At 74.3% G+C, this 15,012-nt stretch carries 12 protein-coding genes; 7 read left to right on the top strand and 5 right to left on the bottom strand.

The window, feature by feature from the left end; translation table 11 throughout:
• Positions 1-91: 91 nt before the first annotated feature.
• Positions 92-2,626 (bottom strand): ATP-dependent Clp protease ATP-binding subunit, encoded by a 2,535-nt coding sequence (locus JD79_RS14480; RefSeq protein WP_110006082.1) that lies wholly within the window; start codon positions 2,624-2,626, stop codon positions 92-94.
• Between the two features lie 217 nt (positions 2,627-2,843).
• Here JD79_RS14480 and JD79_RS14475 point away from each other — a divergent pair, with 217 nt between their 5' ends.
• Positions 2,844-3,785, top strand: coding sequence for a COX15/CtaA family protein (locus tag JD79_RS14475; protein ID WP_245900104.1), 942 nt, complete (start codon positions 2,844-2,846; stop codon positions 3,783-3,785).
• 125 nt (positions 3,786-3,910) lie between these two features.
• Here JD79_RS14475 and JD79_RS14470 read toward each other — a convergent pair whose 3' ends face one another.
• On the bottom strand, positions 3,911-4,825 hold the full coding sequence (locus tag JD79_RS14470; RefSeq protein ID WP_110006081.1) for a heme o synthase: 915 nt from the start codon (positions 4,823-4,825) through the stop codon (positions 3,911-3,913).
• A gap of 358 nt (positions 4,826-5,183) precedes the next feature.
• Here JD79_RS14470 and tkt point away from each other — a divergent pair, with 358 nt between their 5' ends.
• The 5 genes from tkt (at position 5,184) to pgl (ending at position 12,201) form a co-directional block, all read left to right on the top strand.
• A complete protein-coding gene (gene tkt / locus JD79_RS14465; protein WP_110006080.1) occupies positions 5,184-7,409 on the top strand; it encodes a transketolase in 2,226 nt (741 codons plus the stop codon).
• A 33-nt stretch (positions 7,410-7,442) separates the two neighbouring features.
• Positions 7,443-8,546, top strand: coding sequence for a transaldolase (gene tal / locus JD79_RS14460; RefSeq protein ID WP_110006079.1), 1,104 nt, complete (start codon positions 7,443-7,445; stop codon positions 8,544-8,546).
• 115 nt (positions 8,547-8,661) lie between these two features.
• A complete protein-coding gene (gene zwf / locus JD79_RS14455; protein WP_110006078.1) occupies positions 8,662-10,179 on the top strand; it encodes a glucose-6-phosphate dehydrogenase in 1,518 nt (505 codons plus the stop codon).
• A gap of 31 nt (positions 10,180-10,210) precedes the next feature.
• On the top strand, positions 10,211-11,380 hold the full coding sequence (locus JD79_RS14450) for a glucose-6-phosphate dehydrogenase assembly protein OpcA (protein WP_110006077.1): 1,170 nt from the start codon (positions 10,211-10,213) through the stop codon (positions 11,378-11,380).
• The gene (gene pgl / locus JD79_RS14445) at positions 11,377-12,201 is read left to right on the top strand and encodes a 6-phosphogluconolactonase (RefSeq protein ID WP_110006076.1); all 825 of its coding nucleotides are present in this window, start codon (positions 11,377-11,379) and stop codon (positions 12,199-12,201) included. Before JD79_RS14450 ends, pgl begins: the two co-directional genes overlap by 4 nt.
• A gap of 14 nt (positions 12,202-12,215) precedes the next feature.
• On the opposite strand, the gene JD79_RS14440 is transcribed toward pgl, so the two are convergent.
• Positions 12,216-13,487 carry a polysaccharide biosynthesis protein gene (locus JD79_RS14440; RefSeq protein WP_146220455.1) on the bottom strand — a complete coding sequence of 424 codons (1,272 nt, stop codon included), beginning with the start codon at positions 13,485-13,487 and terminating at the stop codon, positions 12,216-12,218.
• A 107-nt stretch (positions 13,488-13,594) separates the two neighbouring features.
• Between JD79_RS14440 and JD79_RS14435 the strand changes: the two genes are divergently transcribed.
• The gene (locus JD79_RS14435) at positions 13,595-14,257 is read left to right on the top strand and encodes a class I SAM-dependent methyltransferase (protein WP_170149211.1); all 663 of its coding nucleotides are present in this window, start codon (positions 13,595-13,597) and stop codon (positions 14,255-14,257) included.
• 61 nt (positions 14,258-14,318) lie between these two features.
• Here JD79_RS14435 and JD79_RS14430 read toward each other — a convergent pair whose 3' ends face one another.
• Both JD79_RS14430 and secG read right to left on the bottom strand, forming a co-directional pair.
• Entirely contained in the window at positions 14,319-14,660 is a 342-nt protein-coding gene (locus tag JD79_RS14430; protein WP_110006073.1) for an RNA polymerase-binding protein RbpA, read from the bottom strand.
• Between the two features lie 114 nt (positions 14,661-14,774).
• Positions 14,775-15,008, bottom strand: coding sequence for a preprotein translocase subunit SecG (secG, locus tag JD79_RS14425; protein ID WP_110006072.1), 234 nt, complete (start codon positions 15,006-15,008; stop codon positions 14,775-14,777).
• Between the last annotated feature and the right edge of the window lie 4 nt (positions 15,009-15,012).

Here is a 15,012-nt window from a genome sequence, read left to right as displayed (position 1 = left end):
ATTTCGGGACGTCTGCAACCAAGGCCGCCCTAAGTCACCCGGCCCCTGACCGCGCAGGTCAGGGGCCGGGTGACGGGGATCACCACGCAGGTCAGGCCTGCCCGGCCAGCGCCTCCGCGGCGTCCTCGACGGTGAGGTCGAGCGCGCCGTCCCGGACGTCGACGACGACGTGCCGGCCGGCCCCGACGCGGCCGTCGAGCAGCAGCCGGGCCAGCGGGTTGTCGACCTCCCGCTGGATCGCCCGGCGCAGCGGGCGGGCACCGAACTGCGGCTCGAAGCCCCGGTCGGCGATCCAGGCGACGGCCTCGTCGGTGAAGGTCACCGCGATGTCCTGGGCCGCGAGCCGCCGGCGGGTCTCGTCGAGCAGCAGCCGGGTGATCTGCTGCAGCTGCTCGCTCTCCAGCTGCTGGAAGACCACGATCTCGTCGATCCGGTTGAGGAACTCGGGCCGGAACGAGTCGCGCAGCCGCCGCATCAGCCGGTCGCGCAGGCCGGCGTCGGCCGCGGCGGCGTCCCCGGTGCCGAAGCCGAGCGGGGCGTTGCGGCCCTGGATCAGCTCCGACCCCAGGTTGCTGGTCATGATCAGCACGGTGTTCGTGAAGTCGACCGTGCGACCCTGCGAGTCGGTGAGCCGGCCGTCGTCGAGCACCTGCAGCAGGGTGTTGAAGACGTCGGGGTGCGCCTTCTCGATCTCGTCGAGCAGCACGACCGAGTAGGGCCGGCGGCGGACCGCCTCGGTCAGCTGGCCGGCGTCCTCGTAGCCGACGTACCCGGGCGGGGAGCCGACCAGGCGGCTGACGGTGTGCCGCTCCTGGAACTCGCTCATGTCCAGCCGGATCATCCGGTCGGAGTCGCCGAACAGCGCCTCGGCCAGCGCCCGGGCCAGCTCGGTCTTGCCGACGCCGGTGGGGCCGAGGAACAGGAAGCTGCCGATCGGCCGGTCGGGGTCACCCAGGCCCACGCGGGACCGGCGGATCGCCTCGGAGACCACCCGGACGGCGTCGTCCTGCCCGACCACGCGCTCGTGCAGGCGCTCCTCGAGCTGCAGCAGGCGCTGCACCTCCTCCTGCGTCAGCTGGGCCACCGGGACACCGGTCAGCCGGGACACCACCTCGGCGATGTCCTCGACGCCGACCTCCGGCACCCCCGGCTGGCCGCCGCCACCGCGCGCCTCCTCGAGCCGCTGCTGCGCGGCGGCGAGCTGGTCGCGCAGCTCCGAGGCGCGCTCGTACTGCTCGGCGGCCACGGCCTGGTCCTTCTCCCGCTGCAGCCGGTCGACCTCCTGCTCGAGGCCGCGCAGGTCCGTCGGCGGCGTCTTCACCCGCCGGCGCACGCGCGCGCCGGCCTGGTCGATCAGGTCGATCGCCTTGTCCGGCAGGTGCCGGTCGGGGACGTAGCGGTCGGACAGCTCGACGGCGGCACGCACCGCGTCGTCGGTGAAGCGCACCTGGTGGTGGGCCTCGTAGCGGTCGCGCAGGCCGCAGAGGATCTGCACGGTGTCCTCCACGCTGGGCTCGGACACCAGGATCGGCTGGAACCGGCGCTCCAGCGCCGCGTCCTTCTCGATGTTGCGGCGGTACTCGTCGAGCGTCGTCGCGCCGATGACGTGCAGCTCGCCGCGGGCCAGGGCCGGCTTGAGCATGTTGCCCGCGCCGCCGGAGCCCTCGGACGCGCCCGCGCCGACCACGGTGTGCAGCTCGTCGATGAAGACGATCACCTCGTCGGAGTGCTCGCGGATCTCGTCCATGACCTTGCCGAGCCGCTCCTCGAAGTCGCCGCGGTACCGGGTGCCGGCCACCAGGCCGGTGAGGTCGAGCTCGATCAGGCGCCGCCCGCGCAGCGTCTCCGGGACGTCGCCCTCGACGATCTGCGCGGCGATGCCCTCGACGATGGCGGTCTTGCCGACGCCGGCCTCGCCGATGAGCACCGGGTTGTTCTTGCGGCGGCGCGAGAGGACCTCGACGGTCTGCTCGATCTCCTGCTCGCGGCCGATCACCGGGTCGATCTGGCCGTTGCGGGCCATCGCGGTGAGGTCGCGGCCGAACTCGTCGAGCGTCGGGGTGTTCGACTGCTGCCCGGCGCCGCCGGGACGCCCACCACCGGGCGCGCCGCCGCCGGCCGCCGCCTGCTGCAGCGCCTCCGGGGTGACGCCCTGCTCGCGCAGGATGCGGCCGCCGGGTGAGTCGGGGTTGAGGGCGAGCGCGAACAGCAGGTGCTCGGGGCCGATGTAGGTGGAGCCGAGGGCGCGCGAGACCCGGTGGGCGTCGAGCAGCGCCCGCTTGGCGGCGGGGGTCAGCGACGGCGCCTCGTCGAGCGGCTCACCGCGCCGCATCTGCTCCTCGAGCCCCGAGCGCAGCCGCTCGGGGTCGAGCCCGGTGCGGGACAGGAAGGCCCGGGTCGACTCGTCGCCGGTCATCGCCCAGAGCAGGTGCTCGGTGTCGAGGTCGGCGCTGCCGGCGCCCACGGCCTGGCGGGCCGCGGCGTTGACCAGCTCGCGGGCCTGCTGGCTCAGGAACTGGGTGATGTCCACGCGCTGCCGCGGCACGCGCTGCTCGCCGCCCAGGTAGCGGGCGAAGAAGTCGTCGAACGGGCTGCCGTAGGAGCCCGGGAAGAAGGGGCTGGTCATTCCTCACGTCCAGGGGAAGTCGGGGCGTCGGTGGGACTCCGGTGGTCTCCCGGAGAGCACCTGCTGGTGCTCCGGTACCCGGGAGTCCCTCCCGACACCAGGACGGCGCGTCGGCCGCCTGCGCCGTCTACAGCGCGGGACGCCGTCGCCGCCTTCCGCCCCGTGATCCGCCCTGAGCGAACCCGGGGAGGGCCCCGGCCGCGGCTAGCATCGGGACGTGCCGGTCCTGCCCGCGTTCTCCCCCGCCGTCATCACCCGCCTGGCGCTGGCCAACGTGGTCGCCAACGGCGCGATCGTGGTCACCGGCGGCGTCGTCCGGCTGACCGGCTCGGGCCTGGGCTGCCCCACCTGGCCGCGGTGCACCGAGGACAGCTTCGTCACCACGCCGGAGATGGCCGGGCACGGCCTCATCGAGTTCGGCAACCGGCTGCTGACCTTCGTGCTCACCGCGGTCGCGATCGCGGTGCTCGTCGCCGTCTGGCGCTCGGCTCGGCGCGACCTGCGGCCGCTGGCGGTGCTGACGTTCCTCGGGGTGCCGGTCCAGGCCGCGATCGGCGGCGTCACCGTGCTGACCGGGCTCAACCCGTGGACCGTCGCCGTCCACTTCCTCGTCTCGACCGTCCTGGTCGCCGTCTCCACCGTGCTGTGGCTGCGCTCCCGCGAGCCCGGCGTCGGGCAGCCGCTGCTGCGGCGCCCGCTCGCGCTGCTGGCGGGCGGGATCGCCGCGGTCACCGCGGTGGTGCTGCTGCTCGGCACGGTCGTCACCGGCAGCGGCCCGCACAGCGGCGACCTCGACGAGAGCGGGCAGCCCTCCGGCGGGCGGATGGGCTTCGACCCCGAGACGGTCAGCCAGCTGCACGCCGACGTCGTCTTCCTGCTGGTCGGGCTGACCGTCGCGCTGCTCGTGGCCCTGCACGCCGTCGACGCCCCCGGCCGCGTCCGCCGGGCCGCCCGCGACCTGCTCGTCGTCCAGTTGCTGCAGGGCGTCGTCGGGTTCGTGCAGTACTTCACGCACCTGCCGGTCGTGCTGGTGCTGCTGCACATGCTCGGCGCGGTGCTGGTCACCGTGGCCACCGCGCGGCTGGTGTGGTCGGCCCGCGGCCCGGCGACCGAGCAGCCCCTCGACGCCCCCGCCACCCAGGTCCCCGCCACCCGCTGACGCCCGGGGCCGCGGACCCCGAGGCGCGCACCCCCCGTCGTCGACCCAGGGCGCCCTCGACGGCCCGGAGACGACCGCAGGTCGAACGAGCGGCGCCGGCCCGGGCGCGTGGCGGAGCGGGGGGGTCAGACCAGGACGTCGATGGCGATGGCGATCGACAGCAGCGTCATGTGCGTGATCGACACCGAGAACAGCCGCATCGGCCGGTCGGGGACGGCGTTCCGGATGCGGGTGAGCCACTGGTGGGACTCGGCCACGTACCAGGCGCCGAGCAGCCCCCCGCCGATGGCGAATGCCCAGTTCAGCACGGGGGTGATCGACCCCATGAGCAGGGTGGCGCCGAGGGTGGCCCACGCCCACGCGACGGACTGCCGGCCGACGCTCGCCGGGCCGGCGACCACGGACAGCATGGGCACGCCCGCGCGGGCGTAGTCCTCGCGGTACCGGCTGGCCAGGGCCCAGAAGTGCGGCATCTGCCAGCAGAAGACGACGGCGAAGAACGCGACCGCCGGCCAGTCCAGCGAGCCGGTCACCGCCGCCCACCCGATGAGCACCGGCGCCGCCCCGGGGAAGGCCCCGAACACCGTGTTGTGCCGGGTCCGCCGCTTGAGCACCATCGTGTAGACGACGGAGTAGGCCAGGATCGCGACCGCGGCCAGCGCCGTGGCCAGCGGCGTGGTGGCCACCCACAGCAGCGTCAGCGACGCCGCGGCGAGGACCAGCCCGAAGGCCAGCGCCGCCCGCGGGGACACCGCCCCGGAGGGGATCGGCCGGTCGCGCGTGCGCGACATCAGCCGGTCGATGTCCCGGTCGTACCAGCAGTTGAAGGTGTTGGCCGCACCGGCGGCGAACATCCCGCCGACCATCGTGGCGCCCACGAGCTGCCAGGAGGGCCACCCGTCGGCCGCCATCATCATCGCCGGCAGCGTGGTGACCAGCAGCAGCTCGACGAGCTTCGGCTTGGTCAGCGCGACGTAGGAGCCCACCACCCCGGACAGCCGCCGGGCGGAGACGGCCGGTCGCTCGGAGAGCGCCGTCACCGGACGGCCTCGCACCGGAGCGCCGCGGCCGCGCGCACCCACGGGCGGCAGGGGGCCACCGGGCACGGAGACAGCACGGGGGTCCCTTCGAACCGGGGATGGAACGGCCCCACTGTAGCCCGCGGCCACGCCGGGGACGGCTCGGGATGACTAGGGTCTGATCACGTTGACGCCGCGGGAACTGCGGGTAGGGCCGTCGCCGACGACGGAGGCCACGGGTCGATGGGGACTCCGGCCGCAGCCGCACCCACTGCGCCGCCGCACCACCGCACCGCACCTCCCCGTCCGCCCGGGAGCACGGGACACCGGTCCCCCGGGCGGCCCAGCGCACGGCCGACCTCGAGGAGTTCCGCCCGCCATGACCCAGGCCAACGACACGAAGAGCACGGAGTCCGAGGCCCCCGCCGAGGCCGCCAGCGACTCGCCCACCGGCTCGCCGCGCCAGCCGCACCCGACGCTGCCCGAGGGCTTCGGCGACCTCGACCGGCGGGCCATCGACACCGCCCGCGTGCTGGCCATGGACGCCGTCCAGAAGGTCGGCAACGGCCACCCCGGCACCGCGATGAGCATGGCGCCCACCGCCTACCTGCTGTTCCACAAGTGGCTGCGGCACGACCCCGCGGACCCGAACTGGGTGGCCCGCGACCGCTTCGTGCTCTCCATGGGCCACTCCAGCCTGACGCTGTACGTGCAGCTCTACCTCGCCGGCTACGGCCTGGAGCTCGAGGACCTGCAGGCGCTGCGCACGTGGGGCTCGAAGACCCCCGGCCACCCCGAGGTCAACCACACCCCCGGCGTGGAGACGACGACCGGCCCGCTCGGCCAGGGCGTCGGCAACGCCGTCGGCATGGCCATGGCCGCCCGCCGCGAGCGCGGCCTGCTCGACCCCGACGCCCCGGAGGGCGAGAGCCTCTTCGACCACACCATCTGGGCCTTCGCCTCCGACGGCGACCTGGAGGAGGGCGTCAGCGGCGAGGCCTCCTCCCTGGCCGGCACCCAGCAGCTGGGCAACCTCGTCCTCGTCTACGACGACAACAAGATCTCCATCGAGGACGACACGACCGTCGCCTTCACCGAGGACGTCGGCAAGCGCTACGAGGCCTACGGCTGGCACGTGCAGCACGTCGACGACGGCGAGGACCTGGCCGCCGTCGACGCCGCGTTCGCCGCCGCCAAGGCCGAGACCGGCCGCCCCTCGCTGATCGTGCTGCGGACGATCATCGGCTGGCCCGCGCCCAACAAGCAGAACACCGGCGCCGCCCACGGCTCGGCGCTGGGCGAGGACGAGGTGCGCGCCACCAAGGAGGTCCTCGGCTTCGACCCGGACAAGACCTTCGAGGTGGCCGACGAGGTCATCGCGCACGCGCGCTCGGTGGTGGACCGGGGCGCGCAGGACCACGCCGGGTGGCAGGAGCGCTTCTCCGCATGGGAGTCCGAGCAGCCCGAGCGCGCGGCCCTGCTGGCCCGCATGGGCGAGCGCCGGCTGCCCGAGGGCTGGGCCGACGGCCTGCCCACCTTCGACGCCGACCCCAAGGGCGTGGCCACCCGCAAGGCGTCGGGCAAGGTGCTCGCCGCGCTCTACCCGCAGCTGCCGGAGCTGTGGGGCGGGTCGGCCGACCTGGCGGAGAGCAACAACACCGCCGTCGAGGGTGAGCCGTCGTTCCTGCCGGCCAACCGCCAGACGAAGATGTGGAACGGCGGGCCGTACGGCCGCACGCTGCACTTCGGCGTCCGCGAGCACGCCATGGGCGCGGTCATGAACGGCATCGCGCTGCACGGCGGCACCCGCGTCTACGGCGGCACCTTCCTCACCTTCTCCGACTACATGCGCGGCGCGGTCCGCCTGGCCGCGCTCATGCAGCTGCCGGTCACCTACGTGTGGACGCACGACTCGATCGGCCTGGGCGAGGACGGCCCGACCCACCAGCCGATCGAGCACTTCGCCGCGCTGCGCGCCATCCCCGGTCTCGACGTCGTCCGCCCGGCCGACGCCAACGAGGTCGTCGTCGCCTGGCGGACCGTCCTCGAGCACAACGACCGCCCGGCCGGCCTGCTGCTGTCGCGGCAGAACCTGCCGGTCTTCGACCGCGCGCAGATGGGCTCGGCCGAGGGCACCGCCCGCGGTGCCTACGTCCTGGCCGACGCCTCGAACGGGCAGCCCGAGGTGATCCTGCTGGGCACCGGCTCGGAGGTGCAGATCGCCGTGGCCGCCCGCGAGCGGCTCGAGGCCGACGGCGTCCCGACCCGCGTGGTGTCGGTGCCCTGCGTCGAGTGGTTCGCCGAGCAGGACCAGGCCTACAAGGAGGAGGTCCTGCCGCCCACGGTCCGCGCGCGCGTCAGCGTCGAGGCGGGCGTGCCGATGGGCTGGCGCGAGTTCGTCGGCGACGCCGGCCGCATCGTCGGGCTGACCCACTACGGCGCGAGCGCGGCGTACTCCGTGCTGTACGAGGAGTTCGGGCTGACCGACGAGGCCGTCGTCGCCGCCGCCCGCGAGTCCCTCGAGGCCGCCCGCTCCGGGAACGCCGTCCCGGCCGGCCCGGTAGCAGCCACCGGCGGCCTCCCCCACCCGACCGGCGACCGCTGAGGCCCCGGCCCCGTCCGAACGGAAGGCAGAACCATGGCACAGAACGAGAAGCTGGCCGAGCTGTCGCAGGCCGGCGTCGCCGTCTGGCTCGACGACCTGTCGCGCGACCGCATCCGCAGCGGCAACCTGCAGTCGCTGGTCGACGAGCGGTCGGTCGTCGGCGTCACCACGAACCCGACGATCTTCGCCGCGGCGATCAGCGGGTCGGACTCCTACGACGACCAGCTGCACGCGATGGCCGTCCGGAAGGTGAGCGTCGAGGAGGCGCTGCGGACCATCACCGCCGCCGACGTCCGCGACGCGTGCGACCTGCTCGCGCCCGTGGCGCAGCGGCAGCCCGGTGACGGCCGGGTGTCGCTGGAGGTGGCGCCGGGCCTGGCCCACGACACCGACGCCACCGCCGCCGAGGCCGCCCACCTGTGGTGGCTGGTCGACCGGCCGAACCTCTACATCAAGATCCCGGCCACCGAGGCCGGCCTGCCGGCGATCACGACGTCGATCGCCCGCGGGATCAGCGTCAACGTCACCCTGATCTTCAGTCTCGAGCGGTACCGCGCCGTCATGGACGCCTACCTCTCCGGCCTGGAGCAGCGCCTCTCCGACGACGCCGGTGCCGACCTGAGCCAGATCGCCTCGGTCGCCTCGTTCTTCGTGTCCCGCGTGGACACCGAGATCGACAAGCGATTGGAGAAGGCCGGCGCCGACCAGCTCAAGGGCAAGGCCGCGCTGGCCAACGCCCAGCTGGCCTACCAGGCCTACGAGGAGGTCTTCTCCTCCGACCGCTGGAAGGCGCTGGAGGCCAAGGGCGCCCGCCCGCAGCGGCCGCTGTGGGCCTCGACCGGCGTGAAGGACCCGGCCTACCCGGACACCCTCTACGTCAGCGAGCTCATCGCCCCCGGCACCGTCAACACGATGCCGGAGAAGACCCTGCAGGCCTACGCCGACCACGGCAGCCCCGGCACCCCGGTGCAGAAGACCTACGACGACGCGGCGGCCACGATGAAGGCCATCGCCGACGCCGGGGTCGACCTCGACGACGTCTTCCGCGTGCTCGAGGACGAGGGCGTCAAGAAGTTCGTCGACTCGTGGGACGAGCTGACCGACTCGGTCAAGGGCGAACTGCAGGACAAGGCCTGACGCCGGAGTCCACCCGCTGCCGCACCACGCACCCGGCCGGCCGGTCCGCCGGCACCGGCCGGGTGCCCGACTCCCTCGGCTGAGCGTCCGCTCTCCGGCCCCACGAGGAGGGCCTGTGATCCCCAACCCCCTGCGCGACCCCCGGGACCGGCGACTGCCGCGCGTCCCGGAGCCGTGCGCCCTGGTCGTCTTCGGCATCACCGGTGACCTGGCCCGCAAGAAGCTGCTCCCGGCGGTCTACGACCTGGCCAACCGGGGGCTGCTGCCGACCAACTTCGCCCTGCTCGGCTTCGCCCGGCGGGACTGGGGCGACCAGGACTTCGCCGAGCTGGCCCGCGACGCCGCCCGCAACGCCGCCCGCACCCCCTGGCGGGAGGAGGTGTGGGAGCGCCTGGCCGGCAACGTCCGGTTCGTCCAGGGCTCCTTCGACGACGACAACGCCTTCGACGAGCTCGCCAACGCGCTGTCGGACCTGGAGAGCAGCCACGGCATCGGCGGCAACGCGGCGTTCTACCTGTCGATCCCACCGGCGATGTTCCCGGTCGTGCTCAAGCAGATGCAGCGCACCGGCATGGCGGAGAGCACGGCCGACCGGTGGCGGCGGGTCGTCGTCGAGAAGCCCTTCGGCACCGACCTGGCCTCCAGCCGGGAGCTCAACGAGCTGGTCGACTCCGTGTTCAGCGCCCAGGACGTCTTCCGCATCGACCACTACCTGGGCAAGGAGACCGTCCAGAACCTGATGGCGCTGCGGTTCGCCAACGAGCTGTTCGAGCCGGTCTGGAACGGCCACCACGTCGACTCGGTGCAGATCACCATGGCCGAGGACGTCGGCATCGGCGGGCGGGCGGGCTTCTACGAGAAGACCGGCGCGGCCCGCGACGTGCTGCAGAACCACCTGCTGCAGCTGCTGGCGCTCACCGCGATGGAGGAGCCGGTCGAGTTCTCGGCCGACGAGATCCGCACCGAGAAGCTCAAGGTGCTGCGCGCGGTCTCGCTGCCCGAGGACCTGGGCCGCTTCGCCGTCCGCGGGCAGTACGAGCAGGGCTGGCTGGCCGGCCAGCGCGCCAAGGGCTACCGGCAGGAGGAGGGTGTCGACCCCGCGTCGGACACCGAGACCTTCGCCGCCGTCCGGCTCGGCGTGGAGACCCGCCGCTGGGCCGGCGTCCCGTTCTACCTGCGCACCGGCAAACGGCTGCCCCGCCGGGTCACCGAGATCGCGCTGGTGTTCAAGCGGGCGCCGCACCTGCCCTTCGCCGACACCGACACCGAGGAGCTGGGCAACAACCAGCTGGTCGTGCGCGTGCAGCCCGACGAGGGCGTCACCCTCAAGTTCGGCTCGAAGGTGCCCGGCAGCGTCATGGAGGTCCGGGACGTGTCCATGGACTTCCTCTACGGCGAGCAGTTCACCGAGACCAGCCCCGAGGCCTACGAGCGGCTGCTCCTCGACGTCCTGCTCGGCGACGCGACCCTGTTCCCGCGCAACGCCGAGGTCGAGGCGTCCTGGGCGGTCATCGACCCGCTGGAGGAGTTCTGGGCCGGCAGCACGCCGCACCCGTACCGGGCCGGCGAGTGGGGGCCGCGCGCCGCCGACGAGATGCTGGCCGCCGAGGGGCGCCGGTGGCGGCGTCCGTGAGCGGCCGGCCCACCCGAGCAGAGGAGACCCCGTGACGACGCTGTGGGACACCACCGGTTCTGCGGTGGTCAAGGAGCTGGCCGCCCAGCGGCGGACCGGCGGGGCGGTGCTCTCGGGCGTCGCGCTGACCCTGGTCGTCGTCGCCGACGAGGGGCGCGTGGCCGAGGCCGAGGAGGCCGCGACGGTCGCCGCCGAGCAGCACCCGTGCCGGATCCTCGTCGTCGTCCGCCGGCAGATCGAGGCGCCGGTGCCGCGGCTGGACGCCGAGGTGTCCATCGGCGGGCGGCTGGGCCCCGGCGAGGCGGTCGTGATGCGCATGTACGGGCGGCTGGCGCTGCACGCCGAGTCGGTCGTGCTGCCGCTGCTGGCCGCCGACGCGCCGGTGGTCACCTGGTGGCACACCGAGCCGCCGCGGCAGCTGACCACCGACGCGCTGGCGGTCATCGCCGACCGGCGGATCACCGACAGCACCTCCTCGGCCGACCAGCTCGCCGCGCTGCGCACCCGGGCCCAGGACTACGCCCCGGGCGACACCGACCTCGCCTGGACCCGGGCCACCGGCTGGCGGGCCACGCTGACCTCCGCGCTGGACTCGGTCTCCGGCCGCCGGGGCGACGCCGTCCGGGTGCTCGGCGCCCGCATCGAGGGCGACCCCGGCGCGGCCACCGCACAGCTGCTCAGCGGCTGGATCGCCTCCCGCACCGGCACCTCCAGCGAGGTCGTGCAGGCCACCCGGCACCCCGGGGTCAGCGGCATCGACTCGGTGCTGCTGACGCTGGACCAGGGCGAGGAGGTCCGGGTGCACGCCGACCGCCGCGGCGGCGCGGTGATCAGCCAGCCCTACCGGCCCGACGCCACCATGGCGCTGCCGGACCGCGCGCTCGGCGACCTGCTCGGCGAGGAGCTGCGCCGGCTGGACCCCGACGAGCCCTACGCCGAGGCGCTGGAGGCCACGACCGGGCTGAGCGGCCTGGTCGGCCGCGCTCCGGTGCGCGCGCACGTGTGGGTCGACCCGGCCGAGCAGACGGGCGCGCCCTTCGCGAAGGACGACGTCGGCGCGGGCAGCCCGCACGGCGAGGCGCCGACGGTGCCCCCGGACTCCGAGGGGACCGACGAGGTGGCCGAGCACGGCGAGCACGACACCCCCGACCCGACCGCGCCCGAGACCGAGTCCGAGTCCGAGTCCGAGGCGGTCCGGTGACGCTGCCGCCCGGGGACCGCATCGTCGCGGCACTGCCGGAGGCGCCCGACGTCCCCGGCCTGCAGGTGGTGGTGGAGCCCGACGCGGAGATGCTGGCGCGAGCGGTGGCCTCCGCCCTCGTCGCCCGGCTGGCCGCCGCCCAGGCGGTGCACGGGACGGCGTCGGTGGTGCTGACCGGCGGCGGCATCGGCACGGCGGTGCTGCGGCACGTCGCGGGGCTGGCCGAGGAGCCGGCCCCCGGTCAGGACGTCGACTGGACGGCGGTCGACGTCTGGTGGGGCGACGAGCGCTTCGTGCCCGGCGACGACGACGAGCGCAACGAGAAGGGCGCCCGCGGGGCCCTGCTGGACCGGGTGGGGATCCCGCCGGAGCGGGTGCACCCGATCCCCGCCTCCGACGCCGGGTTCGACACCCCCGAGGAGGCCGCGGACTGGTACGCCGGTGCGCTGTCCGACGCCTCCGGTGACGGTCCGCTCCCCCGCCTCGACGTCCTCCTGCTGGGGATGGGCCCGGAGGGCCACGTGGCCTCGATCTTCCCGGACTCACCGGCGGCGACCGACGAGCGGACGGTGGTCGCGGTGCGCGACTGCCCCAAGCCGCCGCCCACGCGGGTGAGCCTCGGCTTCGCCGCCATCACCGCCGCCGAGGAGGTCTGGCTGCTCGTGTCCGGCGAGGGCAAGGCGGAGGCCGTCGCGCGGGCCCTCGGCGGCGCCGAACGCACCGAGGTCCCCGCCGCCGGCGCCCGCGGCCGCCGCGCCACCCGCTGGCTGCTCGACGCCGCGGCGGCGAGCCGGTTGCCGGGGGCCGACGGGCCCGGCTGACGTCTCGCGGGCCGTCAGGGGACCGAGGCCACCAGGGGACGCTCCGACCGTCGGCGCAGGTCGGGCAGGCACAGGCAGGCCAGCCCGACGACCTGGCCGGCCAGGAGCGCGAGGCCGACGCGCACGAGGGCGTCACCCGGCACGAACAGGGCGGCTGCCGCAGCCGTCGTGGCCAGGAGCCAGGACGAGACGAGGCGTCGGGTCCGCTCGCGGACCAGCACGGCCTGGTTGACCAGCAGGGCTCCGGAGGCCAGGACGACTCCCGCCGCGACGAGGGCGACGAAGCCCGCCGGGGGACGGACCCCGGCCCCGAACACCAGGGCCAGGACCGGCGGGCCGACCAGCGCGCCGACCGGCGCGGCGAGGGCGGCCAGACCCAGGACGACGAGCGCGGTCCGCCGGGCGTCCCGGGCGACGGCGGCCTGCCCGCCCTCACGCAGCAGGGTGAGCAGCGCCGGCAGTCGGGTGGACACCAGGCCGCCCAGGGCGAGGAACACCGGCATGCGGGCCGCGGTGAGCGTGACGAAGGCGATCGTCACCTCGCGCGCGCCGCCGCCCAGCAGCGGGACGAGGACCGTCCCGCCGGCCAGGCCGAGCTGGACGCCCGCCCCGGCCAGGGTCCCGGCCACGAGGTGCCGCGCCCCGCCGCCGCTGGTGCCGTCGACCCCGGTCTCACCGTGACCCGGCCGTCCCGGCTCCGGCCCCACCGGCCGCCGCAACCTGCCGAGCAGGAGGAAGGCGCCGATCACCACCGGCGGGCCGGAGGACAGGAGCCAGGCCACCGCAGTCGCGCTCGGGGCCAGGAAGGCGACCGGGAGGGTGAGCAGCAGCCGCACCACGGCCTCACCGGCCGTGACGACCGCGTAGCCGTAGGCATCACCTCGAGCGGTGAGGATCCCCCGGCCGATGGTGAAGACCCCGTAGGACAGGACCACCGCGACACCGCCGAGGCCGAGCAACAGCGGCCCTCCCGGCAGCCGGCCCGCCGACGCCGCCAGGCCCGCCCCGGTGACCAGCGCCAGGACGACGGTCCACAGCAGACAGGTCCGCGCCCGCCCCGGTGGGCCGCCGGCGATGAACGACTCGAACGGGAAGAGCAGGATGGCGAAGACGAGGTACTGGACGGTCCACAGCACCGACACCGGCGCGTAGGCCTCTTCTCCTAGTGCGCGGACCCCCGCGACCTGGTAGCCATACGTGGCCAGGCCCGAGATCGCGGCGCCGAGGACCACGGTCCCCGTCTGCCGGCGCCGCCCAGCCCGGGCGCGCGTCGCTTGCTGCGTCATCGGCGCGTCCCCGTGGAGGGGCGACGGTCTGGAGAACGGCGGTCATGCACCACCTGAGCATGCGTGACCGATCTGGAACGCGTCAGGCGACACGACGGAGGGTGCGGATGACCACAACACGGGAGGCTCGTGCGCTCCTCCGTGCTCACTATCCCATCAGCGCACCCAAGATCCGCGCGTACAACGCCGCGCGCCTGTCGGTCCTGCCGGTCCCCTGGGTGCTCAGCCTGCTCGACGACCTCGAGGGCACCGTCCTGTGCCTGGGCTGCGGCTACGGGACCCTCGAGACGGTGATGGCGGCCACCCACCCGAAGCTGGAGTTCGCCGCCAGCGACTTCAACGAGCGACGGATCGCGGTCGCCCGGTCGACCGTGCGCGGCCTGCCGAACATCAGCTTCTCCACCGCCGACGCGACCCAGGAACTACCCGACGAGTCCTACGACAACGTCTTCCTGTCCGACCTGCTCCACCACCTGCCCGCTGGGGAGCAGGAGCCACTCCTGCAGCGCCTGTGGCAGGTGGTCCGCCCGGGCGGGGCACTCGTGATGAAGGACCTCGACGTGCGACCACGGTGGAAGTGCTGGTGGAACCACCTCCACGACCGCGTCGTCGCCGGTCCCCCGCTGACCTACCTACCGGCGTCCAGCTACCACGCCATGCTCACCCGCCTCGGTGCCCGGGTGCAGGTGGCGGTGCCGCGGACGAGACTGCCCTACGCCCACTACGCACTCATCGCCGTCAAGCCGGCCGACGGCGCGGCCGGAGGGTGACGGTCGCGGGTCCGCCGCAGCGCTCACGCGCGGCGGACCCGCGACCCGACCGCCTGGGGGTTCAGGCCCCGCGGCGGGCCCGCAGCTTGGCCAGGGCCTCCTCGAGGAGCGCGTCGCCGTCGGCGTCGCTGCGCCGCTCGCGTACGTAGGCGAGGTGCGTCTTGTACGGCTCGGTCCGCGGCGCCGGCGGCGGCGCCTGCGGGTCCTGGCCGGCCGGGAGCCCGCAGCGCGGGCAGTCCCAGGACTCGGGGATCTCCGCGTCGGTGGCGAAGGCCACCCGCGTCTCGTGCCCCGAGCTGCACCAGTACCCGACCCGGTGTCGCGGCGCTGCCTCCCCGCGCTCGGCCTCACCCATCGGACCCGCGCCGACCCGGGTCCCCCGGATCGCGTTGCCACCAGCCACGAGCGCCCCCTCCTGGACGGACCTGCACGGTGCAGACCGCACCGCCCGGGCAGTCTATGGCCTGGAGGGTGTTCCCTCGATCACGATTTCGCGCCGACCCGGGGCGCGACGGCCTCAGACCTTGAGCAGGATGCCCAGGGCCACGATGCACACCGCCCAGACGAACCCGACGATGACCGTGAGCCGGTTGAGGTTCTTCTCGACGACGGAGGACCCGGACAGCTGCGAGGAGACCGCGCCGCCGAACATCGAGGACAGGCCGCCGCCCTTCCCGCGGTGCAGCAGGATCAGCACCACCAGCATCACGCTGGTGAGGACCAGCAGCACGTTGAGGACGATTTCGAACACGGAC

The organism is Geodermatophilus normandii, from assembly GCF_003182485.1.
GTDB lineage: Bacteria > Actinomycetota > Actinomycetes > Mycobacteriales > Geodermatophilaceae > Geodermatophilus > Geodermatophilus normandii.
Note: the sequence above shows the minus strand (reverse complement) of the source record. Positions and strands in the feature narration are given on the sequence as shown.

Excerpts from the sequence above, each read along its gene's own strand:
- JD79_RS14480 (WP_110006082.1), bottom strand. The coding sequence starts at position 2,626 with ATGACCAGCCCCTTCTTCCCGGGCTCCTACGGCAGCCCGTTCGACGAC.
- tkt (WP_110006080.1), top strand. The coding sequence starts at position 5,184 with ATGACCCAGGCCAACGACACGAAGAGCACGGAGTCCGAGGCCCCCGCC.
- tal (WP_110006079.1), top strand. The coding sequence starts at position 7,443 with ATGGCACAGAACGAGAAGCTGGCCGAGCTGTCGCAGGCCGGCGTCGCC.
- JD79_RS14440 (WP_146220455.1), bottom strand. The coding sequence starts at position 13,487 with ATGACGCAGCAAGCGACGCGCGCCCGGGCTGGGCGGCGCCGGCAGACG.
- JD79_RS14435 (WP_170149211.1), top strand. The coding sequence starts at position 13,595 with ATGACCACAACACGGGAGGCTCGTGCGCTCCTCCGTGCTCACTATCCC.